Source organism: Geodermatophilus sp. SYSU D00079, from assembly GCF_054050635.1.
This window is the reverse complement of the sequence record NZ_JBJGZS010000010.1, coordinates 96,896-121,568: the sequence shown is the minus strand read 5'-3', so window position 1 is coordinate 121,568 and position 24,673 is coordinate 96,896. Positions and strand designations below refer to the sequence as shown.

24 protein-coding genes are annotated in these 24,673 nt (G+C 73.6%); 5 read left to right on the top strand and 19 right to left on the bottom strand.

Going from position 1 to position 24,673, the window contains the following annotated elements:
* Positions 1-8 precede the first annotated feature (8 nt).
* Together ACI79E_RS10955 and ACI79E_RS10950 are read right to left on the bottom strand one after the other, a co-directional pair.
* On the bottom strand, positions 9-152 hold the full coding sequence (locus ACI79E_RS10955; protein WP_456932565.1) for a GPGG-motif small membrane protein: 144 nt from the start codon (positions 150-152) through the stop codon (positions 9-11).
* Positions 153-347: 195 nt separating this feature from the next.
* Positions 348-941 (bottom strand): hypothetical protein, encoded by a 594-nt coding sequence (locus ACI79E_RS10950; protein WP_456932564.1) that lies wholly within the window; start codon positions 939-941, stop codon positions 348-350.
* A 152-nt stretch (positions 942-1,093) separates the two neighbouring features.
* Between ACI79E_RS10950 and ACI79E_RS10945 the strand changes: the two genes are divergently transcribed.
* Positions 1,094-1,879 carry a TSUP family transporter gene (locus ACI79E_RS10945; protein ID WP_456932563.1) on the top strand — a complete coding sequence of 262 codons (786 nt, stop codon included), beginning with the start codon at positions 1,094-1,096 and terminating at the stop codon, positions 1,877-1,879.
* Positions 1,880-1,926: 47 nt separating this feature from the next.
* Here ACI79E_RS10945 and ACI79E_RS10940 read toward each other — a convergent pair whose 3' ends face one another.
* From ACI79E_RS10940 to clpB, 9 genes are all read right to left on the bottom strand, one after another.
* The gene (locus ACI79E_RS10940) at positions 1,927-2,349 is read right to left on the bottom strand and encodes a DUF3151 domain-containing protein (protein ID WP_456932562.1); all 423 of its coding nucleotides are present in this window, start codon (positions 2,347-2,349) and stop codon (positions 1,927-1,929) included.
* A complete protein-coding gene (gene fbaA, locus ACI79E_RS10935) occupies positions 2,349-3,383 on the bottom strand; it encodes a class II fructose-bisphosphate aldolase (protein ID WP_456932561.1) in 1,035 nt (344 codons plus the stop codon). Before fbaA ends, ACI79E_RS10940 begins: the two co-directional genes overlap by 1 nt.
* Positions 3,384-3,459: 76 nt before the next feature.
* Positions 3,460-4,056, bottom strand: a complete 597-nt coding sequence (locus ACI79E_RS10930) for a pentapeptide repeat-containing protein (protein WP_456932560.1) — start codon at positions 4,054-4,056, stop codon at positions 3,460-3,462.
* Positions 4,053-5,405 carry an FAD-dependent oxidoreductase gene (locus ACI79E_RS10925; protein WP_456932559.1) on the bottom strand — a complete coding sequence of 451 codons (1,353 nt, stop codon included), beginning with the start codon at positions 5,403-5,405 and terminating at the stop codon, positions 4,053-4,055. The genes ACI79E_RS10930 and ACI79E_RS10925 overlap by 4 nt, the downstream gene beginning before the upstream one ends.
* Positions 5,406-5,409: 4 nt before the next feature.
* On the bottom strand, positions 5,410-6,807 hold the full coding sequence (locus ACI79E_RS10920) for an FAD-binding oxidoreductase (protein WP_456932558.1): 1,398 nt from the start codon (positions 6,805-6,807) through the stop codon (positions 5,410-5,412).
* 62 nt (positions 6,808-6,869) lie between these two features.
* Positions 6,870-7,424, bottom strand: coding sequence for an orotate phosphoribosyltransferase (gene pyrE / locus ACI79E_RS10915; protein ID WP_456932557.1), 555 nt, complete (start codon positions 7,422-7,424; stop codon positions 6,870-6,872).
* A 71-nt stretch (positions 7,425-7,495) separates the two neighbouring features.
* Positions 7,496-8,143 (bottom strand): fasciclin domain-containing protein, encoded by a 648-nt coding sequence (locus ACI79E_RS10910; protein WP_456932556.1) that lies wholly within the window; start codon positions 8,141-8,143, stop codon positions 7,496-7,498.
* Positions 8,144-8,258: 115 nt separating this feature from the next.
* Positions 8,259-8,927, bottom strand: coding sequence for a hypothetical protein (locus tag ACI79E_RS10905; RefSeq protein WP_456932555.1), 669 nt, complete (start codon positions 8,925-8,927; stop codon positions 8,259-8,261).
* 150 nt (positions 8,928-9,077) lie between these two features.
* On the bottom strand, positions 9,078-11,663 hold the full coding sequence (gene clpB, locus ACI79E_RS10900; RefSeq protein ID WP_456932554.1) for an ATP-dependent chaperone ClpB: 2,586 nt from the start codon (positions 11,661-11,663) through the stop codon (positions 9,078-9,080).
* A gap of 202 nt (positions 11,664-11,865) precedes the next feature.
* Between clpB and ACI79E_RS10895 the strand changes: the two genes are divergently transcribed.
* Positions 11,866-12,309 carry a MarR family winged helix-turn-helix transcriptional regulator gene (locus tag ACI79E_RS10895; protein ID WP_456932553.1) on the top strand — a complete coding sequence of 148 codons (444 nt, stop codon included), beginning with the start codon at positions 11,866-11,868 and terminating at the stop codon, positions 12,307-12,309.
* Positions 12,310-12,378: 69 nt separating this feature from the next.
* The gene (locus ACI79E_RS10890) at positions 12,379-12,819 is read left to right on the top strand and encodes an OsmC family peroxiredoxin (RefSeq protein ID WP_456932552.1); all 441 of its coding nucleotides are present in this window, start codon (positions 12,379-12,381) and stop codon (positions 12,817-12,819) included.
* Between the two features lie 74 nt (positions 12,820-12,893).
* Here ACI79E_RS10890 and ACI79E_RS10885 read toward each other — a convergent pair whose 3' ends face one another.
* From ACI79E_RS10885 to dnaK, 7 genes are all read right to left on the bottom strand, one after another.
* Positions 12,894-14,489, bottom strand: a complete 1,596-nt coding sequence (locus tag ACI79E_RS10885) for an MDR family MFS transporter (RefSeq protein ID WP_456932551.1) — start codon at positions 14,487-14,489, stop codon at positions 12,894-12,896.
* Positions 14,490-14,539: 50 nt separating this feature from the next.
* Positions 14,540-15,013, bottom strand: a complete 474-nt coding sequence (locus tag ACI79E_RS10880; protein ID WP_456932550.1) for a MarR family winged helix-turn-helix transcriptional regulator — start codon at positions 15,011-15,013, stop codon at positions 14,540-14,542.
* A gap of 157 nt (positions 15,014-15,170) precedes the next feature.
* Positions 15,171-15,665: a MarR family winged helix-turn-helix transcriptional regulator gene (locus tag ACI79E_RS10875; RefSeq protein WP_456932549.1), complete on the bottom strand. Its 495-nt coding sequence runs from the start codon at positions 15,663-15,665 to the stop codon at positions 15,171-15,173.
* Complete coding sequence (locus ACI79E_RS10870) at positions 15,662-16,117, bottom strand: heat shock protein transcriptional repressor HspR (RefSeq protein WP_456932548.1); 456 nt, start codon at positions 16,115-16,117, stop codon at positions 15,662-15,664. Before ACI79E_RS10870 ends, ACI79E_RS10875 begins: the two co-directional genes overlap by 4 nt.
* A complete protein-coding gene (dnaJ, locus tag ACI79E_RS10865; protein ID WP_456932547.1) occupies positions 16,114-17,322 on the bottom strand; it encodes a molecular chaperone DnaJ in 1,209 nt (402 codons plus the stop codon). Before dnaJ ends, ACI79E_RS10870 begins: the two co-directional genes overlap by 4 nt.
* 19 nt (positions 17,323-17,341) lie before the next feature.
* The gene (grpE, locus tag ACI79E_RS10860) at positions 17,342-18,067 is read right to left on the bottom strand and encodes a nucleotide exchange factor GrpE (protein WP_456932546.1); all 726 of its coding nucleotides are present in this window, start codon (positions 18,065-18,067) and stop codon (positions 17,342-17,344) included.
* On the bottom strand, positions 18,064-19,944 hold the full coding sequence (dnaK, locus tag ACI79E_RS10855) for a molecular chaperone DnaK (protein ID WP_456932545.1): 1,881 nt from the start codon (positions 19,942-19,944) through the stop codon (positions 18,064-18,066). The genes grpE and dnaK overlap by 4 nt, the downstream gene beginning before the upstream one ends.
* A 317-nt stretch (positions 19,945-20,261) precedes the next feature.
* On the opposite strand from dnaK, the gene ACI79E_RS10850 reads away from it, so the two are divergent.
* Positions 20,262-22,556 (top strand): heterodisulfide reductase-related iron-sulfur binding cluster, encoded by a 2,295-nt coding sequence (locus ACI79E_RS10850; protein ID WP_456932544.1) that lies wholly within the window; start codon positions 20,262-20,264, stop codon positions 22,554-22,556.
* 138 nt (positions 22,557-22,694) lie between these two features.
* Positions 22,695-24,038, top strand: a complete 1,344-nt coding sequence (locus ACI79E_RS10845; RefSeq protein ID WP_456932543.1) for an MFS transporter — start codon at positions 22,695-22,697, stop codon at positions 24,036-24,038.
* Here the strand turns inward: ACI79E_RS10845 and dcd are convergent.
* On the bottom strand, positions 24,004-24,594 hold the full coding sequence (dcd, locus tag ACI79E_RS10840; protein WP_456932542.1) for a dCTP deaminase: 591 nt from the start codon (positions 24,592-24,594) through the stop codon (positions 24,004-24,006). The genes ACI79E_RS10845 and dcd overlap by 35 nt on opposite strands.
* Positions 24,595-24,673: the final 79 nt, after the last annotated feature.

Here is a 24,673-nt window from a genome sequence, read left to right as displayed (position 1 = left end):
GGTGCCGCTCAGGTGAAGACGCTCACCCCGCCCGGGCCGACGAGCAGGCCCACGACGATGAGCACGATGCCCCACAGCAGCTGCCTGCGCAGGAGTGCGACGATGCCGGCGACCACGAGGACGACGGCGAGGATCCAGAGAAGCGTTGCCATGCAGCACCTCCGGTGACGGGCGTCCCGAGTGGACACCGGGAACGGAGCGTAGGCGCCGGCCGGGAAAAGCGCACGTCGAGCGGTCACGGAGCGTGATGCACCCGTCCCCGGTGGACGCGGCCCCACGTCTGGGGAGGAGTCCCGCAGGAACCGGGGCGGTCGCGCGAGACCGCCGGCGTCTGAGGGTCCCGGCGGTCAGGCGGCGGGGCGGACCAGGCGCTCCAGCAGGTCGACGTGCCAGTCGACCTGCACCCGCCGGCCGGCGTGCCCGCCGGGACGCACGAGGTCGAAGCGGGTGAGGACGGCGCCGGCGTCGGCCCACAGCAGGGCCAGGTGCCCGGGTGCCGGGCGGGGCGCGCCGGACCGGTCGTCGAGGTCCAGCTGCAGCTGGCGGCTGGGGGCCTGCCGGTAGAAGGCGCGCAGCCCCTCGGTCGCGGCCGCGGGCAGCTCGCCGTCGTCGGAGCGCCAGACCCGCAGGACGTCGGTGGGGGTGCGCAGCAGCAGCCCGCTCATCGGCAGGCCCAGGTTGTCGGTGCCGGTGTCGGTGAGCTCCAGCTGGCGGGTCAGCCACGGGCCGGCCTCGTCGTCCGGAGCCGCGCCCCAGGGCCGGAGCCGCTCCATCGCCTCGCGGCGGACGAGCTGGTGGTCCAGGTGGCGGTCGGCCGAGGGGTTCCAGCCGCGCTCGGCGTGGATGGCCGCGCTGACCCGGACGCCGGCGGACAGTGCCCCGTGGACGGCGAGCAGCAGGGCCCGCAGCCGGTCGATGACGGCCTTCGGCGAGTGCTCCACGGCTCCATCGTCGTCCTCCCGGACGACAACGTCGCCGGTGTGCCCCGGCCCGTCGCCCGGCGTCCGGCGGCGGGTGAGAGGCTGCAGGGGCTGCTCGGGCGGCGCCGGGAACCGGGCGGCCCGGTCCTCCGTGCGCCCCGGGAGCCGCCCGCATGACCGCGACCACCCTCGGCTCGCTGGGCGCGGTCACCCTGGTCCTCCTGGTGCTCGCCGCCTTCGCCGCCGGCTGGATCGACGCGGTGGTCGGCGGTGGCGGGCTGATCCAGCTGCCCGCACTCCTGCTGGTGCCGGGCATGGAGACCGTCCAGGCGCTGGCCACCAACAAGATCTCCAGTGCCATGGGGACGGCGACCAGCGCGGCCACCTACTACCGGCGGGTGCGGCCGGGGCTGGCGACGGCGGCGCCCATGGCCGCGGTGGCGGCGCTCGGCTCCGCCGCGGGTGCGCTGTCGGCCGCCGCGGTGCCCGACGGCGTGCTCGAGCCCGTCGTGCTGGTGGCCCTGGTCGTGGTGGCGGTCTACACGCTGGTGCGGCCCCGCCTCGGCGACGTCACCGAGCTGCGGTTCAGCGGCCACCGGCACACGGTCGTCGCCGGCGTCGTCGGGGCGGCGATCGGGTTCTACGACGGCATCGCCGGCCCCGGCACCGGCGCCTTCCTGGTCTTCGCGCTGGTGGGGCTGCTCGGCTTCGCGTTCCTCGAGGCGAGCGCGACCGCCAAGATCGTCAACCTGGCCACCAACGTCGGCGCGCTGGTCGTCTTCGCCCTCGACGGGTCGGTGCTGTGGACGCTGGGCCTGGTCATGGGCGTGGCCAACCTGGCCGGCGGCTACCTCGGTGCCCGGACGGCCGTGGGTGCGGGCAGCCGCTTCGTCCGCGTCGTCTTCCTCGTCGTCGTCGGGGTGCTCGTCGTCCGCCTCGGCTGGCAGGTGCTGGGCTGAGACCCCGTCCCCCGAGGGGCAGCGGCGGCTGCCCCTCGGGGACGCGGTCAGGCGGCGAGGCTGGGGTCGCAGTCGCGCAGCAGCTCGGTGAGGCGCTCCTGCTCGGCGGTCTCGCCGATCGCCTCGGCGGCGCGAGCGAGCACCGTCACGCAGCGCAGGAAGCCCCGGTTGGGCTCGTGCGACCACGGCACCGGGCCGTAGCCCTTCCAGCCGTTGCGGCGCAGCGCGTCCAGGCCGCGGTGGTAGCCGGTGCGGGCGTAGGCGTAGGCCTCGATGGTGTCGCCCAGCGCCCGCTCGGGCCGGTTCAGTGCCTCCTCGGCCAGCGCCGCCCACGCCGCGCTCACCGTCGGGTGGTGCGCGGCGACCTCGGCCGGCGTGCTGCCGGCCGCGAGCTCGGCCTCGGCCTCGGGGTGGGCCGGCAGCAGCGTGGCCGGCGGTTCGCCGAGGAGGTTCTGGTGCGAGTGGCTCATCAGGCGCTCGGCGACTGGCCGGCGGACAGGAGGTCCTCGCACGCCTGGACGACGCGGGCGGCCATGCCGGTCTCGGCGGCCTTGAGGTAGCTGCGCGGGTCGTAGGTCTTCTTGTTGCCGACCTCGCCGTCGACCTTGAGGACGCCGTCGTAGTTGGTGAACATGTGCCCGGCGATGGGCCGCGTGAAGGCGTACTGGGTGTCGGTGTCGACGTTCATCTTCACCACGCCGTAGGAGAGCGCCTCGCGGATCTCCTCCTGCGCCGACCCGGAGCCGCCGTGGAAGACCAGGTTGAACGGCTTGCTGCCCTCGGCCAGGCCGAACTCCTTGGTGACGACGTCCTGGCCCTGCTTGAGGATCTCGGGGCGGAGCTTGACGTTGCCGGGCTTGTAGACCCCGTGCACGTTGCCGAAGGTGGCGGCGAGCAGGTAGACGCCCTTCTCCCCCAGGCCGAGCGCCTTGGCGGTCGCGACGAAGTCGCCCTCGGCGGTGTAGAGCTTCTCGTTGATGTCGTGGGCGACGCCGTCCTCCTCACCGCCGACGACGCCGATCTCGACCTCGAGCACCAGCTTGGCCGCGGCCGACTTCTCGATCAGCTCCTCGGCGATGTGCAGGTTCTCGTCGAGGTCGATCGCCGAGCCGTCCCACATGTGCGACTGGAACAGCGGGGCCTGGCCGGCGTCCACCCGCGCCTTGGACAGCGCGATCAGCGGGCGCACGTAGCCGTCGAGCTTGTCCTTGGGGCAGTGGTCGGTGTGCAGCGCGACGTTGACCGGGTACTTCTCGGCGACGACGTGGGCGAACTCGGCCAGCGCGACCGCACCGGTGACCATGTCCTTGACCCGGGTGCCCGAGCCGAACTCCGCGCCGCCGGTGGAGAACTGGATGATGCCGTCGCTGCCGGCGTCGGCGAAGCCGCGCAGAGCCGCGTTGATCGTCTCGGACGAGGTGCAGTTGATCGCCGGGTAGGCGAAGCCGCCCTCCTTGGCCCGGCTGATCATGTCGGCGTAGACCTCAGGGGTCGCGATGGGCATGCGAGGCACTCCTTGCGTCGGGATCGGCGCTTGCTGGCGGCCAGTATCCCGCCGCGCCCGGGGCCCGCGACACCCGCTACACCCCTCCGGGCTCCACCCGCAGCCCGAGCGCGGTCACCAGGACGACCGCCTGGACGACGCCGACCCGTGCACCGGCCAGCTCCACCTCCCGCGGGTCGACCCCGGTGAGGTCGCTGCCGCGCAGGTCGGCACCGGAGAGGTCGGCCCCGTGCCACTCGGCACCGGAGAGGTCGAGGTCCCGCAGCGTCGCCCCGGCGGCGCGCACCCCGGTGAGGTCGGCCTCCCGCATGCGCACGCCGGTGAGCGTGGTCTTCGCCAGGTCCGCGCCCGCCAGGCCGGCGAACGACCAGTCGCCGCCGGTGACGGTGAGCAGGGCGAAGCCGCAGCGCTCGAACCGGGAGCCGACCAGCTTGCAGCCGGTGAAGGCCGCCTGGGAGAACGAGCAACCGGTGAACGTGCAGTTCAGGAACGCCGCGTCGGTGTGGGTGGAGAGGGTGAACCGGCAGTCGCGGAACACGCAGTCGGTGAAGACCGCGCCGTCGTCGGTCGTCTCCGACAGGTCCACGCCGCTGAAGGTGACCCCGGTGTGCTCCTGGCCGGAGAGGTCGTCGCCGTACCAGTCCGCGCCGCGGACCTCGCCCCCGGCGGTCACCCCCGCTCCGCCCGGCTGGCGACCCGCGCGGCGACGAGCACCGGGTCGTGGACCGGGGAGAACGGCGGGGCGTAGGAGAGGTCGGAGCCGGCGAACTCCTCGGCGGTCAGGCCGGCCCAGATGGCGGTGGCCAGGACGTCGATCCGCTTGCCGCTGCCCGTGCCGCCCACGACCTGCGCGCCGAGCAGCTCCCCGGACCCGCGGTCGCTGACCAGCTTCACCGCGATCGGCTCGGCGCCGGGGAAGTACCCGGCCCGCGTCGTCCCCTCGATCGTCTCGGTGCGGACGTCGTAGCCGGCCGCCTCCGCCTGGGTGGTGCACAGCCCGGTGCGGGCGATCTCCAGCCCACCGATCCCGGTGAGGGCGGTGCCGAGCACCCCGGCGAAGCGGGCCGCCCGCCCGCCGACCACCGAGCCCACGACCCGGCCCTGCTTGTTGGCGTGGGTGCCCAGGGCGACGTGCGCCGGCTCCCCGGTGAGCCGGTGGAACGTCTGCACGCAGTCGCCGGCGGCGAACACCTCCGGGTGCGAGCGGGAGCGCTGCGTGCGGTCGACCTCGATCGCACCGGTCTCGCCCAGTCGCAGGCCGGCCTCGCGGGCGAGGGTCACCTCCGGGCCCATGCCGAGCCCGAGGACGACGAGGTCACAGGGGTAGCTGCCGGCGTCGGTGCGGACCGCGCGCACCACGCCGTCGGCGTCGGTCTCGATCTCGCGCACCGGCTGGTTGGGCTGGACGTCGATGCCCATGTCGCCGATGGCCTTGCACACCCGCTCCCCCATGTCCGCGTCCAGCAGCGCCATGGGCAGGGGGTCGGCGAGGACGACGGTCACCGCCACCCCGCGGGCGTGCAGCACGTCGGCCATCTCCAGGCCGATGTAGCCGCCGCCCAGCACGACGGCGCGGCGGGCGCCGGCGGCGACGGCGGCACGGATGGCGGCGCCGTCGGCCAGCCGGTGCACCCCGTGCACGCCGGCTGCGTCCAGGCCGGGCACCGGCGGGCGCAGGGGGCGGCCGCCGGTGGCGAGCAGCAGGTGGTCGTAGCCCAGCGTCTCCCCGCCGGCGGTGCGCACCGTGCCGGCGTCCAGGTCGATCGCCTCCGCCCGGGTGCCGGTGCGGACCTCGATGTCCTGGGCGGTGAACTCGTGCGGGGTGCGGGCGATCAGCAGGTCCCGGTCGGGGACCACGTCGCCGACCCAGTAGGGGATGCCGCACGCGGAGTAGGAGACGTCGGGCCCCTGCTCCAGCACCGTGATGGCGAGGTCCTCGGCCGGCCGCAGCCGGCGGGCCTGCGCCGCCGCGGACATGCCTGCGGCGTCCCCGCCGATGACCAGGAGCCGGTCTGCACCCATGGGGTCAGCGTGTCAGCCGGCGCAGCACCTTGCCGGGGTTGAGCAGCCCCTGCGGGTCGAGGGCGGCCTTGATCGACCGGTGCACCTCCAGCGACACCGGACCGATCTCCCGCTCCAGCCAGTCGACCTTGATCGCGCCGACGCCGTGCTCGCCGGTGATCGTGCCGCCGAGGGAGAGCCCGAGCTCGAGGATGTCGTCGAAGGCGGCGAACGCGCGGTCGCGCTGGTCGGTGTCGGTGGGGTCGAAGCAGATCGTCGGGTGCATGTTGCCGTCGCCGGCGTGCCCGACGACGCCGATGGTGAGCCCGCGCTCGGCGGCGATGGTGTCGCAGCCGTCGAGGAACTGGGCGATCCGCGAGCGGGGGACGGCGACGTCGTCGATGAGCGTGCTGCCCAGCTGCTCCAGCGCCGGCAGCGCCATCCGCCGGGCGGCCAGCAGCAGGTCGCCCTCGGCGGGGTCGTCGGTGGTGTGCACGAGGTCGGCACCGGCGTCCCGGCACAGCTGGGCCAGCGCCTCGATCTCCCGGACCGCGGCCTCACCGCCGGTGTCGGACTGGGCCACCAGCAGCGCGTGGGCGCCGCGGTCGAGGTCGGCGCGCAGCAGGTCGTCGACGGCGCAGATGCAGGTGTTGTCCATGACCTCCAGCAGGCTCGGGACCAGGCCGCTGGTGACCACCCGCTCGACGACCTGGCCGGTCTGGGCGGTCGTGGCGAAGGTGGCCACGAGGGTGACCGGCCGCTGCGGGGCCGGCCGCAGGGCCAGCGTCGCCTCGGTGATGACGCCGAGGGTGCCCTCCGAGCCGACGAACAGGCGGGCCAGGTCGTAGCCCGCGACGCCCTTGACGGTGCGGCGTCCGGTGCGCAGGACCCGCCCGTCGACGAGCACGACCTCCAGGCCGAGCACGTAGTCGGTGGTGACGCCGTACTTGACGCAGCACAGCCCGCCGGAGTTGGTGGACAGGTTGCCGCCGATCGTGCACCAGTCGTAGCTGGAGGGGTCCGGCGGGTAGAACAGCCCGGCCCCGGCGACCGCGTCGCGCAGCGCCTTGTTCACCACGCCGGGCTGGACGACGGCCAGGCGGTCGGCCGGGGAGACCTCCAGGACGGCGTCCATGCGGGTCATGACCAGCGTGATCGCGCCGTCGACGGCGTTGCTGGCCCCGGCCAGGCCCGAGCCGGCTCCCCGGGGCACGACCGGGACCCCGTGCCGCGAGGCGATCCGCATGACCGCGACGACGTCGGCGGTGCTGCGGGGGAGGACGACGGCCGCCGGCGTCCCGGCCTCGGCGAGCATCGCCTGGTCGCGCGCGTAGGCGGCGGTGACGTCGGGATCGGTCAGCACGCTGTCGGCGCCCAGGGCATCGGCCAGCTCGGCCGCCCACGCCGTCGTCACCGTGGTCATCGTCACACCGTACGTGGTGCGGCTGCGTCCAGAGGCTCGCCGCGGGCCCGCGGGCGGGGGCCTCAGTCCAGGCCGAGGTCGGCGAGGGTGAAGGCGGCGCGGTACTCCAGGCCCGCCTCCTCGACCGCGGCGCGCCCGCCCCGGTCGACGATGACCGCGACCGCGACCGGCTCGGCGCCGGCCTCGCGCAGCGCCTCGACCGCGGTCAGCGGGCTGGAGCCGGTGGTGGACACGTCCTCGACCACGAGCACGCTGCGCCCGGCGACGTCCGGCCCCTCGATCCGCCGCTGCAGGCCGTGCGCCTTGCCGGCCTTGCGCACCACGCAGGCGTCCAGGCCGCCCTCCCCCGCGGCGGCCGCGTGCAGCATCGCCGTGGCCACCGGGTCGGCGCCGAGGGTGAGCCCCCCGACGACGTCGTAGCGCAGGTCGCCGGTCAGCTGGCGCATCACCCGGCCCACCAGGGGCGCGCCCTCGTGGTGCAGCGTCAGCCGGCGCATGTCGATGTACCAGTCGGCCTCCTGCCCGGACGACAGCGTGACCCGCCCCTGCACCACGGCGAGCTCGACGATCAGCTCGAGCAGGCGGTGGCGGTCGGGCAGGGTGGCGGGGGCCGTCATGGGCCCGACCCTACTGACGGCCCCGACGGGGCTCTGTCACGTCCCGGGACCCGGCGGGGCGGCCCGGCCGCTCAGGCCGGCGGGGTGAGCACCTGGTCGATGACGTAGACCGTCGCGTTCGCCGTCGGCAGGTTGCCGCAGACCACGGTGGCGGCGGTGGTGCCGACGAGGGTCTGGTCGGCGCTGATCGTGAACGACCCGCCGGAGCCCTCGATGGTGACCGGCTCGCCGCTGAGCGTGGCGTGCGTGCCGGCCAGCTGCTCCGGGGCCAGCCGCCCGGGGATGACGTGGTGGGTGACCAGCTCGGTCAGGCGCGGGGTGTCGGCCAGCAGCGGCTCCAGCGTCTCGGCCGGCACCGCCTCGTAGGCCTGGTTGATCGGCGCGAGGACGGTGATGTCCTGCGTCGTGTTGAGCGGGTCGACCAGGGTCGCCGCGTGCACCGTGACCATGAGGTTGGACAGCGGCGGGGCGCCGGCGACCGCGGTGGCCAGCGGGGCGCCGGCCATGCTCGCGATGCTGCCCTGGCCCTCGGGCGGGAACGCCCCGCACCCGGTGCCGATCGGCCCGGTCGCGGCCGGGGCCGCCGAGGTGGTCGCGGCCGGGGAGCCGGTCGCCGGGGCGGCGTCCTCCGCCGAGCCCCCGGAGCCGCAGGCGGCCAGCGGGACGGCCAGCGCCGTCGCGGCGGCGAGCAGGACGCCGCGGGCGGGGGTGTGCGTCACGGGTGGAGCTCCTTCGCAGTCGACCGCCGGCCATTCTCCCCGGACCCCCGGGTGACCCCGCGGCCGGCGCGGCCCCGGGCGCACCGCGACGGCACGCCGGGGCCGGACCCCGTCGTCAGCGCAGGCCGGCGGCGCGACGCCAGCCCATGGCCCGGTACCACTCGCTCGACGGCGGCCGGGCCAGCAGCACGACGCCGGCGATGACCACCAGCATCTGGCAGACCGAGAGGGCGGAGAGGAAGCCGGTCGTCGGCTGCGCCAGCGCGGACAGGCCGCCGATGATGCCGAGCCCGCCCAGCACGAACAGGATGATCCGGGCCCAGTTGCGGCCGTTCCACGCGAACCAGATGAACAGCGCCTCGAGCGCCACGAAGAGCAGCCCGATGACGGCGCTGACGGTCAGGACGGCCTGGACGGCGTCCTCGGAGACCGTGACGCCCTGCTGCGCCAGCTCGGCGTCGAGCAGGCTGTCGATGCTGGCGAAGGTGACGATCGAGCCGACCAGGCCGATGAGCAGGTTGGCGACGAAGGCCCCGACCCCGAAGCGCACGGTGTCGGGACGCGGCGGCGCCTCCTGCGGTGCGTGCCCGGGGGCCGACGGCGCGGGGGCGTAGCCGTACTGCCCCGGCGGGGTCTGCCAGCCCTGCTGCGGCGACTGCCAGCCCGGCGGCGGGGGCGGCGGCTGCCAGCCCTGCTGGGGCTCCGGTGCGCCCCACCCACCCTGGCCGCCCTGCGGGGGTTCCTGAGCGCCCCACCCACCCTGGCCACCCTGCCCTGACGTCATCTGCGCTCCCGAGCTCGTCCCCTGTGTCGGCGCAGATGGTCACCCACCGTCCGGTGCCGGACCAGCTCTCCCGGCGTTTCGAGACCGGATCGGTAGATCCGACAGGCCCGCCGTCCGGGTGGACGGCGGGCCTGTCGCCGTGCAGGGGCGTCAGCCGCGGCGGACGACCAGCCCCTCGACGGCGAGGTCGTCCGGCGCGTCGACGACGACCTCGTCGCCGTCCCGGATGTCGCCGGCCAGCAGCGCCTTGGCCAGCTGGTCGCCGATCGCCGACTGCACCAGCCGGCGCAGCGGCCGGGCGCCGTAGACCGGGTCGAACCCGTTGATCGCCAGCCAGTCCCGGGCGGCGTCGGTGACCCGCAGCGTGAGGCGGCGGGCGGCCAGCCGCCGGGCCAGGACGCCGACCTGGATGTCGACGATGCCGGCCAGCTCCTCGCTGCCCAGGGCCCGGAACACCACGACGTCGTCCAGCCGGTTGAGGAACTCCGGCTTGAAGTGCTGCCGGACCACCTCGAGCACCGCCTGCCGGCGCCGCTCCTCCTCCACCGACTGGTCGGCGATCACGTGCGAGCCGAGGTTGGACGTGAGGATCAGGATGGTGTTCCGGAAGTCGACGGTGCGGCCCTGGCCGTCGGTGAGCCGGCCGTCGTCGAGCACCTGCAGCAGGACGTCGAACACGTCCGGGTGGGCCTTCTCCACCTCGTCGAGCAGCACGACCGTGTAGGGCCGCCGCCGCACCGCCTCGGTGAGCTGCCCGCCGGCCTCGTAGCCGACGTAGCCGGGCGGGGCGCCGACCAGTCGCGCGACCGAGTGCTTCTCGGAGTACTCGCTCATGTCGATGCGGACCATCGCCCGCTCGTCGTCGAACAGGAACTCCGCCAGCGCCTTGGCCAGCTCGGTCTTGCCGACGCCGGTGGGGCCGAGGAAGAGGAAGGACCCGGTCGGCCGGTCGGGGTCGGCCACGCCGGAGCGGGCCCGGCGGACGGCGTCGGAGACGGCGCGGACGGCGTCGGGCTGGCCGACCACCCGCCGGCCGAGCTCGTCCTCCATCCGCAGCAGCTTCTGGGTCTCGCCCTCCAGCAGCCGGCCCGCGGGGATGCCGGTCCAGGCCTGCACGACCTCGGCGATGTCGTCGGGGCCGACCTCCTCCTTGAGCATGGAGTCGCCGCCCTCGACCGAGGTCTCGGCGTCGGCCAGCGCCCGCTCCAGCTGCGGGATGCGGCCGTAGCGCAGCTCGGCCACGCGGGCCAGCTCGCCGTCCCGCTCGAAGCGCTCGGCGTCCAGGCGCACCCGCTCCAGCTCCTCCTTGATTTGCTGGATGCGCACGATCGCGCCCTTGTCCTGCTGCCAGCGAGCGGTCAGCTCGTCCAGCTGCTGGCGCTTGTCGGCGAGGTCCGCGCGCAGCGCGGCCAGCCGCTCCACCGAGGAGGGGTCGTCCTCCTTGGCCAGCGCCATCTCCTCGATCTCCAGCCGGCGGACGGCGCGCTCGACCTCGTCGACCTCCACCGGCCGGCTGTCGATCTCCATGCGCAGCCGGCTGGCGGCCTCGTCGACCAGGTCGATGGCCTTGTCCGGCAGGAACCGGGCCGTGACGTACCGGTCCGACAGGGTGGCGGCGGCGACGATCGCGGCGTCGGTGATCCGGACGCCGTGGTGCACCTCGTAGCGCTCCTTGAGGCCGCGCAGGATGCCGATCGTGTCCTCCACGGAGGGCTCGCCGACGAAGACCTGCTGGAAGCGGCGCTCCAGGGCCGGGTCCTTCTCGATGTGCTCCCGGTACTCGTCGAGCGTGGTCGCGCCCACCATGCGCAGCTCACCGCGGGCCAGCATCGGCTTGATCATGTTGCCGGCGTCCATGGCGGAGTCGCCGGTCGCGCCGGCACCCACGATGGTGTGCAGCTCGTCGATGAAGGTGATGATCTCGCCCTCGGCCTCGGTGATCTCCTGCAGGACGGCCTTGAGCCGCTCCTCGAACTCACCGCGGTACTTGGCACCGGCGACCATGCTGGCCAGGTCCAGTGCCATCAGCCGCTTGCCCTTGAGGCTCTCGGGCACGTCGCCGGCGACGATCCGCTGGGCCAGGCCCTCGACGATCGCGGTCTTGCCGACACCGGGCTCGCCGATCAGCACCGGGTTGTTCTTCGTGCGCCGGGACAGCACCTGCACGACGCGGCGGATCTCGGTGTCGCGGCCGACGACCGGGTCGATCTTGCCCTCGCGGGCCCGGGCGGTGAGGTCGACCGCGTACTTCTCCAGGGCCTGGAAGGTGCTCTCCGGGTCGGCGGTGGTGACCTTGCGGTTGCCCCGCACGGTGCGGAAGGCGGCCAGCAGCGCGTCGCGGGTGGCGCCGGTGCTGCTCAGCACCGTCGCGGCCTCGCCGTCCGAGCTCGCCAGGCCGACCAGGAGGTGCTCGGTGGAGACGTACTCGTCGCCCAGCGCGGTGGCCTGCTCGCCGGCGGCGTTGAGCACCCGCAGCAGCTCGCGCGAGGGCGAGGGGGCGGGCACGGTGGCGCCGCTGACACTGGGCATGCGGCGCAGCGCGGCCTCGGCCTTGGCGCGGACGTCGGAGGCGTCGGCGCCCACGGCCTTGAGCAGGGGACCGGCGATGCCGTCGGTCTGCTCGAGCAGGGCGACGAGCAGGTGCAGCGGCTCCAGGGCCGCCTGGCCACGGTCGACCGCCAGCCGCTGGGCGGCCGCGATCGCCTCCTGCGAACGGGTGGTGAGCTTGCTCTGCATGGTCGGTGCAGCGGTCCTCTCCGCGTGGGGTCGGCCGGGCTTCGGCCGTGGTTCTCGTCCCGTCCAACGTGGACGAGGTTGAGTCTGTTCCACTCAACCTCGCTGCGCGCCCCCGGGGCAAGGACCGGAGGACCTCACCCACCTGGGTCGTTGTCAGGCAACCCCCCGTGGCGGCCTGGTCGCGACGCCTAGACTCCTGGGGATGACGCGTCTGCCGGCACCGAGCGCGGTCCTCGAGGACCAACTCTGCTTCGCGCTCTACGCCGCCTCCCGGGCGATGACGGCGCGCTACCGCCCCCTGCTCGACGCGATCGGCCTCACCTACCCGCAGTACCTCGTGATGATGCTGCTCTGGGAGACCGACAACCAGACCGTCGGCCAGCTGGGCGCACGCCTGTCGCTGGACAGCGGCACGCTCTCCCCACTGCTCAAGCGGCTCACCTCCGCCGGCCTGGTGACCCGACACCGCCGGGTGGAGGACGAGCGCTCGGTGTCCATCGCCCTGACCGACGCCGGCCGCGCACTGCGCGACAAGGCCGAGTCGATCTCCGGCGAGATCATCTGCGCCCTCGACCTGGACCGCGAGGAGTTCACCGAGCTCAAGTCGAAGCTGCAGCTGGTCACCGCGCGGGTCAGCGCACACTGACCGGCACGGTTGCGCGCAACCGGCCCGGGTAGGGCGAGCCCCGTCAGCACCCGAGACGGAGGAGGACGCATGCCCACCCGCACTGCCCGCACCGCGTGGAACGGCACCCTGCAGGACGGATCCGGCCAGGTCGAGCTGTCCAGCTCGAAGGTCGGCACGTACGAGGTCTCGTTCCCCAAGCGCGCGGCCGAGGACGCCGGCGGCACCACCAGCCCCGAGGAGCTGATCGCCGCGGCCCACTCGGCCTGCTTCGCGATGGCGCTGTCCAACGAGATCGGCAAGGCCGGTGGCACCCCGCAGGCCCTGGAGATCACCGCCGACGTCACGCTCGGCCAGAAGGACGGCGGGCCGCACATCACCCGGATCGCCCTCACCGTGCGGGGTGAGGTGGAGGGCCTGGACGCCGCCGGCTTCGAGAAGGCCGCGCAGGCCGCCAAGGTCGGCTGCCCCGTCAGCAAGGCCCTGGCCGGCGTCGACGAGATCACCCTGGATGCCGCGCTCGAGGGCTGACGCCCCGCTGCAGCACAGACGACGGCGGCCCGTCCCCCGGTGGGGACGGGCCGCCGTCGTCTGCGGGCTGCCTGCTACTCGCCGCTGCGCAGCCGCTCCTCACCACTCTGGGTGCTCAGTGCCACCTCGCGGATGAACAGGATCACCACCACCGCGACCACGGCCAGGGCGGCGGAGATCGCGAAGATGCGCCCGGTGGCGTCGCCGTAGGACACCTGGATCAGCGTCCGGATCGCCGGCGGCGCGTCGGCCAGGCTGGCCAGCCCCACCTCACCGGACGCCGCGGCCTGCTCGGCCCCCGGGACGCCGGCCAGGCCCTGGGCGATCAGGTCGCCGACCCGGCCGCTGAGCACCGCGCCGAGCACCGAGACGCCGATCGTGCCGCCCAGGCTCCGGAAGAAGGCCACCGCCGAGCTCGCCGCACCCAGGTCGCGGGCGGCCACGGTGTTCTGCACCGCCAGCACCAGGTTCTGCATGGTCATGCCGATGCCGACGCCCAGGACGAACAGGAAGACGCCCAGCACGACCATGTCCGTCTCGTGGTCGATCGTCGACAGCAGGCCGAACCCGGCGACCACCAGCACGGAGCCCGCGACCAGGTAGGCCTTCCACCGGCCGGAGCGGGTGATGAGGATGCCGGAGACGGTGGAGGAGAGCAGCAGGCCGGCGACCATCGGGATGGTGAGCAGCCCGGCCGCCGTCGGCGAGTAGCCGCGGGAGATCTGCAGGTACTGGCCGAGGAAGACCGACGACCCGAACATCGCCACACCGATCGCGATGCTGGCGACGATCGCCAGCGTCGTCGTCCGGTCGCGGAACAGCCGCAGCGGCACGATCGGCTCCGGGTGCCGCAGCTCGGTGACGACGAAGGCCACGATGGCCAGCACACCGCCGGTGAGGAACAGCGCCGTCTCCATCGACCACCACGGGAAGGTGCCGCCGGCCAGGGTGACCCAGATGAGCAGCGCCGAGACGCCGGCGGTCAGGAAGGTCGCGCCGAGGTAGTCGATGCGGACCTGCCGCCTGGTGACCGGGAGGTGCAGCGTGCGCTGCAGCAGGACCAGCGCGACGACGGCGAAGGGGACGCCGACGTAGAACACCGACCGCCAGCCCAGCCAGCTGGTGTCCACGAGGACACCGCCGATCAGCGGGCCGCCGACGGTGGCCACGGCCATGACCGCACCGATCAGGCCGGAGTACCGGCCGCGCTCGCGGGGGCTGATCATCGCGGCCATCGCGATCTGCATGAGCGCCTGCACGCCGCCCAGGCCCAGACCCTGCAGCACCCGCCAGGCGATGAGGGTGTCCACCGACTGCGACAGGCCGGCGAGCATCGAGCCGACGATGAAGACCACGATCGAGATCTGGATCAGCAGCTTCTTGCTGAACAGGTCGGCGAGCTTGCCCCAGATCGGCGTCGACGCGGTCGAGGCGAGCAGGGTCGCGGTGACCACCCAGGTGTACTGGCCCTGCGTGCCGCGCAGCTCGGTGATGATCGTGGGCAGGGCGTTGGAGACGACGGTCGAGGACAGGAACGCCACGAACATCGCCAGCAACATGCCGGACAGCGCCGAGAGGATCTGGCGGTGCGTCATCCCGCCCTGCTGTTCGACGGGGGCGACGTCGGCCGGGGCGGCTGCCGCGACGCGGGGTTCGAGGGTGCTGGTCACGGTGCTCCTGGGCGGTTCGGTGCGGGTGGGGTGGGTCGTCGCGGGGCCGCTCACGAGGCGGTCCGGGAGACGCCTGCTGCGGCGGAGGCGTCGAGGTCGGTGGCGAGGCGCTCCAGCAGGCCGCTGAGCAGGCCGGCGTCGTGCTCGTCCCAGTCCGCCAGGGCGGTCGCGGCCCACTCCGAGCGCAGCGCCCTCGTGCCGGCGAGGGCGGCCTCGCCGGCCTCGGTCACGTAGACGAGGCTGGCCCGCCCGTCGGCCGGGTCGGGACGGCGGGCCACGTAGCCGGAGCGCTCGAGCACGGCCAGCTGGCGGCTGACCACGGAGACGTCCACGCCCGCCCGGGCGGCCAGCGCGCTGCAGCGCTGCTCGCCGTCCTGCTGGAGCGGGACGAGCAGGGCCCAGCCGTAGGACGGCAGGTCGCCGTAGAGGGCGTCGGCCGCACGGACGCTGAGGTGCCGCCCGCTCCGGACGATGCGGGCCACGCCGGCGGTCAGCCGGTCACGGGTCTGGGGGGTGATGGGCACGGGGGTTCCTCGCCACGATGTTGCTTGCAGACTGCAACCATACAATCGGTTGGTTGTTGTCTGCAACCGTTGTGACGCAGAAGACCCCCACCGTGACCGGTCGGTCACGGTGGGGGTCTGTGGCGGCGAGGAAGCGGCGGCGAGGGGGCGGCGCCGGTCAGCGGCGCGGCGCGGCCTCCCGGGGCTCGGCGATCCCGCTGCCGTCGCGCGCCTCACCCAGGCGGTTGAGCCGGCCGAGCAGGTCGCCCAGGGTGGCGATGTCCTCGACCGGCCAGTCGGAGAGGTCGGCCTCCCAGCGGGCCCGCCGGGCGTCCCGGATGCGGCTGAGCCGGGCGGCGCCCTCGGCGGAGGTGGCCAGCACCTGGGCACGGCCGTCGGCGGGGTCGGGGGCGCGGGTGACCAGGCCCAGGTCGACCAGGGAGGCGATCTGGCGGCTCACCGTGCTCTTGTCCAGGCCGAGACGGGCGACGAGGTCACTCGCCCGCAGCGGCCCGGCGTCCTCCAGGAGCACCAGCAGGCCGTAGGCCGCGCCGTCCAGGTCGGGGTGCAGCTCCCGCGACAGCCGGGCGGACATCGCCCGCGACCGGCGCAGCAGCAGCGCGATCTCCCGCTCCACGTGCACGATCGCCTCGTGCACGCCGGTGTCGCTCACCGCTGCTGCCCGGGACGCCAGACGACCAGCGCCGACGTGGAGGGGCGCAGCGGCACGAGGTCCCGGCCGTAGCCGGCCCGGACGGCGGACTCGGCGGCGATCCGCCGGGTCTCGGAGACCTCCAGCTCACCCAGCAGCTCCGTCACCCGCTGCTGCAGCGCCTCCACCTGCGACTCCAGGTCGATGATCCGCTTGATGCCGGCCAGGTTGACGCCGTCCTCCTGCGAGAGGCGCTGGACCTCCCGCAGCAGGGCCACGTCGCGCGGGCTGTACCGCCGGCCACCACCGGGCGTGCGCCCGGGGCTGACCAGGCCCAGCCGGTCGTACTGGCGCAGGGTCTGCGCGTGCATGCCGGCCAGCTCGGCGGCCACCGAGATGACGAACACGGGGGCGTCCTCGGCGACCGCGCGGCCGGCCTCCTGCCGCTCCCGGCCCTCGGCCGCGGCGGTCACCGCGAGCTCCCCTGGACGGCGGCGGTGATCCGCGGCCGCGGGTCACCGAGCTCGGCGTCGAGCACCTTGACCGCCTCCTCGGCGGCGGGGCTCAGCCGCTTGGGCACCGCGACCTCGACGGTCACCAGCAGGTCCCCGGCCCGGCCCTTGCCCGGCACGCCCCGCCCGCGCACGCGCAGGGTCTGGCCGCTGGCCGTGCCGGCGGGCACCTTGAGGGAGACGTTGCCGTCCAGCGTCGGGACGGTCAGCGTCGTCCCCAGCGCCGCCTCGGCGTAGGTGATCGGCACGGTGAGGGTGAGGTCGTTGCCCTTACGGCCGAAGAGCTCGTGCTCGGAGACGTGGACGACGACGTACAGGTCGCCGGCCGGGCCACCGCGCCGGCCGGGCGCGCCCTTGCCCGCCAGCCGGATCCGCTGGCCGTCCTTGACCCCGGCCGGGATCCGGACGGTGATGGTCCGGGTCTGGGTGGTGACGCCGTTGCCGGCGCACGTCGGGCACGGGTCGTCGACCACCTGGCCGGTGCCGCGGCAGTTGCGGCACGGCTCGGAGAAGGCGAACGCGCCCTGGCTGCGGCTGGTGACGCCGGCCCCCTGGCACACCGGGCAGGTGTGCGGCGAGGTGCCGGGCCGCGCGCCGCTGCCGGAGCAGGTCGGGCAGGTGCCCGGGCTCTGCATGCGCAGCGGCACGGTCACGCCGAGGACCGCCTCCTCGAAGGAGAGCGTCGCCTCGGTCTCGACGTCCTGGCCGCGGGCGGGACCGGACGCCGCCTGGCTGCGCGCCCGCGCGGAGCCCGATCCCGCACCGCCACCACCGAACAGGCCGCCGAAGAGGTCCCCGAGCCCGCCGGTCCCGGCGCGGCCGGCGCTCCCGGCCGCGCCGAACAGGTCGCCGAGGTCGAACGGCTGACCGCCGCCGGCCCCGCCCGGGAAGCCCCCGGGGAAGCCGGCCCGCGCGCCCGCGCCGCCGGCCCCGAACAGCCGCCGGGCCTCGTCGTACTCGGCCCGGCGCTTGGTGTCCGACAGCACGTCGTAGGCCTCGGAGACCTCCTTGAACCGGGCCTCGGCCTCGCTGTTGCCCGGGTTCTTGTCCGGGTGGAGGTCCCGCGCCAGCTGGCGGTAGGCCTTCTTGATCGCAGCCGCGTCGGCGTCCTGGGCGACGCCGAGAGCGGCGTAGTAGTCCTTCTCGATGAAGTCCCGGGTGCTCATCGGGCGCCCCCTCTCTGGCTCAGTCGGACGCCGGGGCGCCGTCGCCCGGCGGCGTCGCGGCCTCGACCACCGCGCCGTCGCCGGCCGCTGCCGGGCCCTCGGGGTCGGTGACCGCGACCATCGCCGTCCGCAGCACGCGGTCGCCGCGGCGGAAACCCTGCCGCAGGACGGTGCTGGCGGTCGGCACCTGCACGTCGGGCGAGGTGTCGTGCATGACCGCCTCGTGCAGCGAGGGGTCGAACGGGTCCCCGGAGACCCCGTAGGCCTCCACGCCGAGCCCGTCGAGCAGGCCCAGGACGCGGTCGGCGACCACCTTGAAGGCACCGGTCAGGTCGCCGTGGTCCCGCGCCCGCTCGATGTCGTCGACGATCGGGAACAGCTGGGCGGCGAACCGCTCGGCGGCCTGGTCGACCACCAGCTGGCGGTCCCGCTCCACCCGGCGGCGGTAGTTGGCGTACTCCGCGGTGACCCGCTGGAGGTCCTCGGTCCGCTCGGCCAGCTGGCGGCCCAGGTCGTCGTCCCCCGTCGCCGGCTGCTGCTCGGCGACGGTCTCGTGCTCGCTCATCTGCTCCCCTTGCGCCGGCCAGCCCTGAGCTGGGCCCGGCGCGGTCCGGTCCGGAACGTCTGCGCCCGTGCGGGCGCCGGCCGGCTGCTCGCCGGCCGGCTCCCGCACGGTGCCGCTGGTCGGGTCGATGCGCCGCTTGTCGCGGATGACGACCCGCGGCTCCTCTTCCCTCCCCGTCATCGGCGGTCGTTGTCCTCGTCGACGATCTCGGCGTCGACGACGTCGTCGTCGCCACCCGTCGTGGTACCGGACGCGCCGGCGTCACCGGGGGTTCCCGCACCGGCGCCGGGGGCACCCGCGGCGTTCTGGGCCTCGGCCTGCTGGGCGTAGAGGGCCCCGCCGACCTCCTGCGAGACGCGGGCGACCTTCTCCTGCGCCGCCTTGATGGCCGCGATGTCGGAGCCGCCGAGGGCCGAGCGCAGCTCGGTGAGGGCCTCGCCGAGCTCCTCCTTCTTCTCGGCGGGGATCTTCTCGCCGTTCTCCGCCAGGAACTTCTCGGTCTGGTACTGCAGCGACTCGGCGAGGTTGCGGGTCTCGGCCTCCTCGCGGCGGCGCTTGTCCTCCTCCGCGTGGGCCTCGGCGTCCTTCATCATCCGCTCGATGTCGTCCTTGGGCAGGGCCGAGCCGCCGGTGATGGTCATCGACTGCTCCTTGCCCGTGCCGAGGTCCTTGGCCGACACGTGCACGATGCCGTTGGCGTCGATGTCGAAGGCCACCTCGATCTGCGGGACGCCGCGCGGCGCCGGGGGCAGACCGGTCAGCTCGAACATGCCGAGCTTCTTGTTGTAGGCGGCCATCTCGCGCTCGCCCTGGAAGACCTGGATCTGCACCGACGGCTGGTTGTCGTCGGCCGTCGTGAAGATCTCCGAGCGCTTGGTCGGGATCGTGGTGTTGCGCTCGATGAGCTTGGTCATGATCCCGCCCTTGGTCTCGATGCCCAGGGACAGCGGGGTGACGTCGAGCAGCAGGACGTCCTTGACCTCACCGCGCAGGACGCCGGCCTGCAGCGCGGCACCGACCGCGACGACCTCGTCGGGGTTGACGCCCTTGTTGGGCTCCTTGCCGCCGGTGAGCTCCTTGACCAGGTCGGTCACGGCCGGCATGCGGGTCGAGCCACCCACCAGGACGACGTGGTCGATCTGGCCGACGGAGATCCCGGCGTCCCGGATGGCCTGGTTGAACGGCGCACGGGCGCGGTCGAGCAGGTCCTGGGTCATCCGCTGGAACTCGGCGCGGGTGATCGTGACGTCGAGGTGCAGCGGGCCCTCGGCGCCGGCGGTGATGTACGGCAGGTTGACGTTGGTCGACTGCGCGCCCGACAGCTCGATCTTGGCCTTCTCGGCGGCCTCGCGGAGCCGCTGCATGGCCAGCTTGTCCTTGGACAGGTCGATGCCGTTGGAGGCGTTGAAGGTCTTGACCAGGTGGTCGACGACCTTCTGGTCCCAGTCGTCACCGCCGAGGTGGTTGTCACCGGCGGTGGCCTTCACCTCGATGACGCCCTCGCCGATCTCCAGCAGCGAGACGTCGAAGGTGCCACCACCGAGGTCGAAGACGAGGATCGTCTGCTCGGTCTCGCCCTTGTCCAGGCCGTAGGCCAGCGCGGCGGCGGTGGGCTCGTTGACGATGCGGAGCACGTTGAGGCCCGCGATCTCACCGGCCTCCTTGGTGGCCTGGCGCTGCGCGTCCTCGAAGTAGGCCGGGACGGTGATGACCGCGTCGGTCACCGGCTCGCCCAGGTAGGTCTCGGCGTCCCGCTTGAGCTTCTGCAGGATGCGGGCCGAGATCTCCTGCGGCGTGTACCGCTTGCCGTCGATCTCGTTGGTCTTCCAGTCGGTGCCCATGTGCCGCTTGACGGAGCGGATGGTGCGGTCGACGTTGGTGACCGCCTGGTTCTTCGCCGACTGGCCGACGAGGACCTCGCCGTTCTTCGCGAACGCGACGACCGACGGGGTGGTGCGCGAACCCTCGGAGTTGGCGATGACCGTCGGCTCGCCGCCCTCGAGGACGGTGACGACGGAGTTGGTGGTGCCGAGGTCGATACCGACCGCTCGAGCCATGGAGATGGCCTCTCTTCCGTGTGTACCGGTGTGGTCCAGGTCTGTGGGTCAGTTGCTGGGTGCCCGCCTTGCGCGGGGTCCACTCAACTTTCCTGCCCACCCTAACGGCAGTCCGGCCGGAACTGTTCCCCGGGGGCGCGGGGCCGGGTCGCCGCCGAGGACTCGAGGGCAGGGCGGCCCGCCGCGGTGGTTACCGGCGAGTAGCATCCGCGTCCGGCCGCTATCGTGCGACGCGTGCGGGCGGTGTGCCCGCGGCGGTCCGTCGACGGCGGGCGGGGGATCAACCGACGCCGTCAGGCGCGTGCGGGAGGAAGAACATGACGGGCCCGTTGCAGGTCGTCCTGGGGACGATCAGCGTCCTGTTCCTGGTGGTGGCCTCGGTGATGGCCTACCGGGCGGTGCGCGCCATGGTCCGGATCATCCGGATCGGCCAGCCCGACGGCACCCGGTTCGGCCCGGTGAGGGCCCGGCTGAAGACGCTGCTGGTCGAGTCCCTCGGCCACACCCGGATGCTCAAGTGGTCCACCATCGGCGTGGCCCACTGGTTCGTCTTCGTCGGGTTCTACGGCCTGTTCCTCACCCTGGTCGAGGCCTTCGGCGAGGTCTGGGACCCGGCGTTCCACCTGCCGCTGATCGGCGAGTGGAGCCTGTGGAACCTGTTCGCCGACGTCATCGGCACCGGGACGGTCCTCGGGATCATCTACCTGATCATCCGGCGCCAGCGCGACCACCCGCGCCGGCAGGGGCGGGCCAGCCGGTTCGCCGGCACGAACGAGGGCCGCGGCTACTTCGTCGAGGCGGTCGTCCTCACCGTCGGCGTCTGCATCCTGCTCATCCGCGCCCTCAAGGTGTCCAGCGGCCTGACCGAGGCGCCCGCCTGGTCGCACCCGGTCTCCGGCGCGCTGGCGACCCTGCTGCCGGACAGCCCCGACCTGCTGACCGTCGTCGCCTTCGTCAAGATCGTCGTCTCGCTGGTCTGGCTGGTCGTCATCAGCCGGATCCTGAACATGGGCGTGGCCTGGCACCGGTTCAGCGCCTTCTTCAACATCTACTTCAAGCGCGAGGACGACGGCAGCGTCGCGCTGGGCCCGCTGCAGCCGATGACCTCCGGCGGCGAGCTGATCGACTTCGAGGACCCCGACGAGGACGCCGTCTTCGGCCGCGGCAAGATCGAGGACTTCACCTGGAAGGGGATGCTCGACTTCACCACCTGCACCGAGTGCGGGCGGTGCCAGAGCCAGTGCCCGGCGTGGAACACGGGCAAGCCGCTCAGCCCCAAGATGGTGATCATGGACCTGCGGGACCACCTGTACGCCAAGGCCCCGTACCTGCTCGGCGAGAAGACCGCCAGCGAGACCGCGCCGGACTACGACGTCCTCAAGCCCAGCGACGAGCAGGTCTGGGCCTCGGGCTACGCGCGCATCGAGGGCACCAACGACGCCCAGGCGCACCGCCCGCTGGTCGGCACCCTCGAGGAGGGCGGGGTCATCGACCCCGACGTGCTGTGGAGCTGCACCAACTGCGGCGCCTGCGTCGAGCAGTGCCCGGTCGACATCGAGCACGTCGACCACATCGAGGACATGCGCCGCTACCAGGTGCTCATCGAGTCGAGCTTCCCCTCCGAGGCCGGCGTGATGCTGCGCAACCTGGAGAACCGGGGCAACCCGTGGGGCGTGCAGGCCAGCACCCGCGAGGACTGGATCAAGGAGCTCGACTTCGAGGTCCGGATGGCCGACGGCCCGCTGGACTACGACGTCGAGTACCTGTTCTGGGTCGGCTGCGCCGGCGCCATCGACGACCGCGCCAAGAAGGTCACCAAGGCCGTCGCCGAACTGCTGCACACCGCCGGCGTCGAGTTCGCCGTCCTCGGCTCCGGGGAGACCTGCTCGGGCGACCCGGCCCGCCGCATGGGCAACGAGTTCGTCTTCCAGATGCTGGCGCAGGAGAACGTCGCCACCCTCGACGGCGTCTTCGAGGGCCGGGTGCCGGGGATGCGCAAGATCGTCGCCACCTGCCCGCACTGCTTCAACTCCCTGGGCCGGGAGTACCCGCAGCTGGGCGGCAACTACGAGGTGGTGCACCACACGCAGCTGCTCGGCCAGCTGGTGGAGGAGGGCCGGCTCACCCCGGTCACCCCGGTCGACCGCAAGGTCACCTACCACGACCCGTGCTTCCTCGGCCGGCACAACAAGGTCTACACGCCGCCGCGGGAGATCCTCGACTCCGTCCAGGGCCTGACCACCCAGGAGATGCACCGCTGCAAGGACCGCGGCTTCTGCTGCGGCGCGGGCGGCGCGCGCATGTGGATGGAGGAGAAGATCGGCAAGCGGATCAACATGGAGCGCACCGAGGAGGCGCTCGACCTCGATCCCGACGTCATCTCCACCGCGTGCCCGTTCTGCATCACGATGCTGTCGGACGCGCTGACCACCAAGAAGCAGAACGGCGAGGCCGGCGAGCACGTCGAGGTCCTCGACGTGAGCCAGATCCTGCTGCGCTCGCTGGCGCCCGTGGGCGCACCCGGCACCGAGTCCGGTGCCGACGTCGGCACGCAGACCGACGACGTGGTGGGCCTGGACTCGGCCAACACGGAGCACGGCCCCCGGAGCTGACCGCGGCCGGCCCGACACCACGACGGCGCGCGTTCCCCTCGGGGAGCGCGCGCCGTCGCCGTCCCGGGCGGCACCGATGGTTGCGGAGGCTAACCACCCGGCGCGAGGTCGTCCCGGACCGGGGAGGACCATCGTCGGGTGACCCGCGCCGTCCCGTCCTCCTCCGCCGGCCCGACCGCTCCGGACCACCGCCGCGGCCTGCTGCTCATCGGGACGGCGATCGTCCTCACCGGCTTCAACCTGCGCACCGCGGTGAACAGCATCGGCCCGGTGCTGGAGGAGATCGAGCGGGGCCTGGGCATCTCCAGCGGGATGGCCGGGCTGATCACCACCATGCCGGTGCTGTGCTTCGCCGCGATCGGCTTCGCCGGGCCACCGCTGGCCGCCCGCTTCCGCGACGGGCACGTGCTGGCCGGCGCACTGCTGGCCATGGCCGCCGGCCTGGTGGTGCGGGCGCTGGCCGGATCCTTCTGGCTGTTCCTCGTCGGCACGGTGCTGGCGATGGTCGGCGGGGCGCTGGGCAACGTGCTGCTGCCCAGCCTGGTCAAGCGCCACTTCCCCGGGCGGACGGGTCTGCTGGTCGGCGCCTACAGCATGTCGATGGCCGCCGGCGGCGCGATCGCCTCCATCTCCGCCGCTCCGATCGCCGCCGCCACCGGGGCCGACGGCTGGCGCTGGGCGCTGGGCTGGTGGGCGGTGCTCGCCCTGCTGGCCGCGCTGCCGTGGCTGGCGGTGCCGGCCCGCCCGGGCGCGTCCCGGGACGCCGCCCGCGACGCCCGCGGCGCGGTCCGGATGCGCTCCCTGGTGCGCAGCCCGATGGCCGTGGCGCTGGCGGTCTTCTTCGGCGCCCAGTCGATGCAGGCCTACGTCCTCATCGGGTGGACGGCGCAGTACCTGCGGGACTCCGGCCTGAGCGCGGCCACGGCCGGCCTGCTGCTCGGCATCAACACCATCGTCGTCATCCCGCTCAACGCGATCGTCCCGGTCCTGACCGTGCGCCAGAACCTGCAACGGCCCCTGCTGGCCGCCTTCGGGGTCTGCTACGTCGCCGGCTGGGTCGGCCTGATGCTCGCCCCGCGCACCGTGCCGTGGCTGTGGATGAGCCTGCTCGCCCTCGGCATGGGCACCTTCGCGATGGTGCTCACGCTGATCGGCATGCGGGCCCGGACGCCGGAGACGACGGCCGCGCTCTCCACCGTCGTCCAGGGGTGGGGGTACCTGCTGGCCGGCGCCGGTCCGCTGCTGGTCGGCGTCCTGCGCGGCAGCACCGGCGGCTACACCGGCATGTTCGTCGTCGTCCTCACCGGGGTGGCGGTGCTGATGGTCACCGGCTGGCTGGTGTCGCGGCCCCGGTTCGTCGACGACGAGGTCCCCGGCTGGTCACCGACCGCTGCCCACGGGGACGTCGTCGAGGTGGCCGGGGCCGAGCCGCCGGTCACCGTGCACGTCACGGAGCCGGGCGGCGGGTCTCGGCGCGGCTGAAGTTGCGGAACGACCGGGACGGCGTGGGGCCGCGCTGGTCCTGGTAGCGGGAGCCGTAGACCGCCGAGCCGTACGGGTGCTCGGCGGGGCTGGTCAGCCGGAACAGGCACAGCTGGCCGATCTTCATGCCCGGCCACAGGGTGATCGGCAGGTTGGCCACGTTGGACAGCTCCAGCGTGATGTGGCCGCTGAACCCCGGGTCGACGAAGCCGGCCGTGGAGTGGGTGAGCAGCCCGAGCCGGCCCAGCGAGCTCTTGCCCTCCAGGCGGGCGGCCAGGTCGTCGGGGATGGTCACCACCTCGAGCGTCGAGCCGAGGACGAACTCCCCCGGGTGCAGCACGAACGGCTCGTCGCCGTCCGGCTCGACCAGGGTGGTCAGGTCGTCCTGCTGCCGGGCGGGGTCGATGTGGGTGTACCGGGCGTTGTTGAAGACCCGGAAGAACCGGTCCAGCCGGACGTCGATGCTCGAGGGCTGCACCAGTCCCTCGTCGTAGGGCTCGATGCCGAGCCGCCCCTCGGCGATGGCAGCCGTGATGTCGCGGTCGGACAGCAGCATGCGCCGGAGTCTAGGGAGGCGCGCTCCGGCCCTCCCGGGCCCTGGCGGCGGGCGGTGCGCGGTGGGCCCTGGCGGTGCG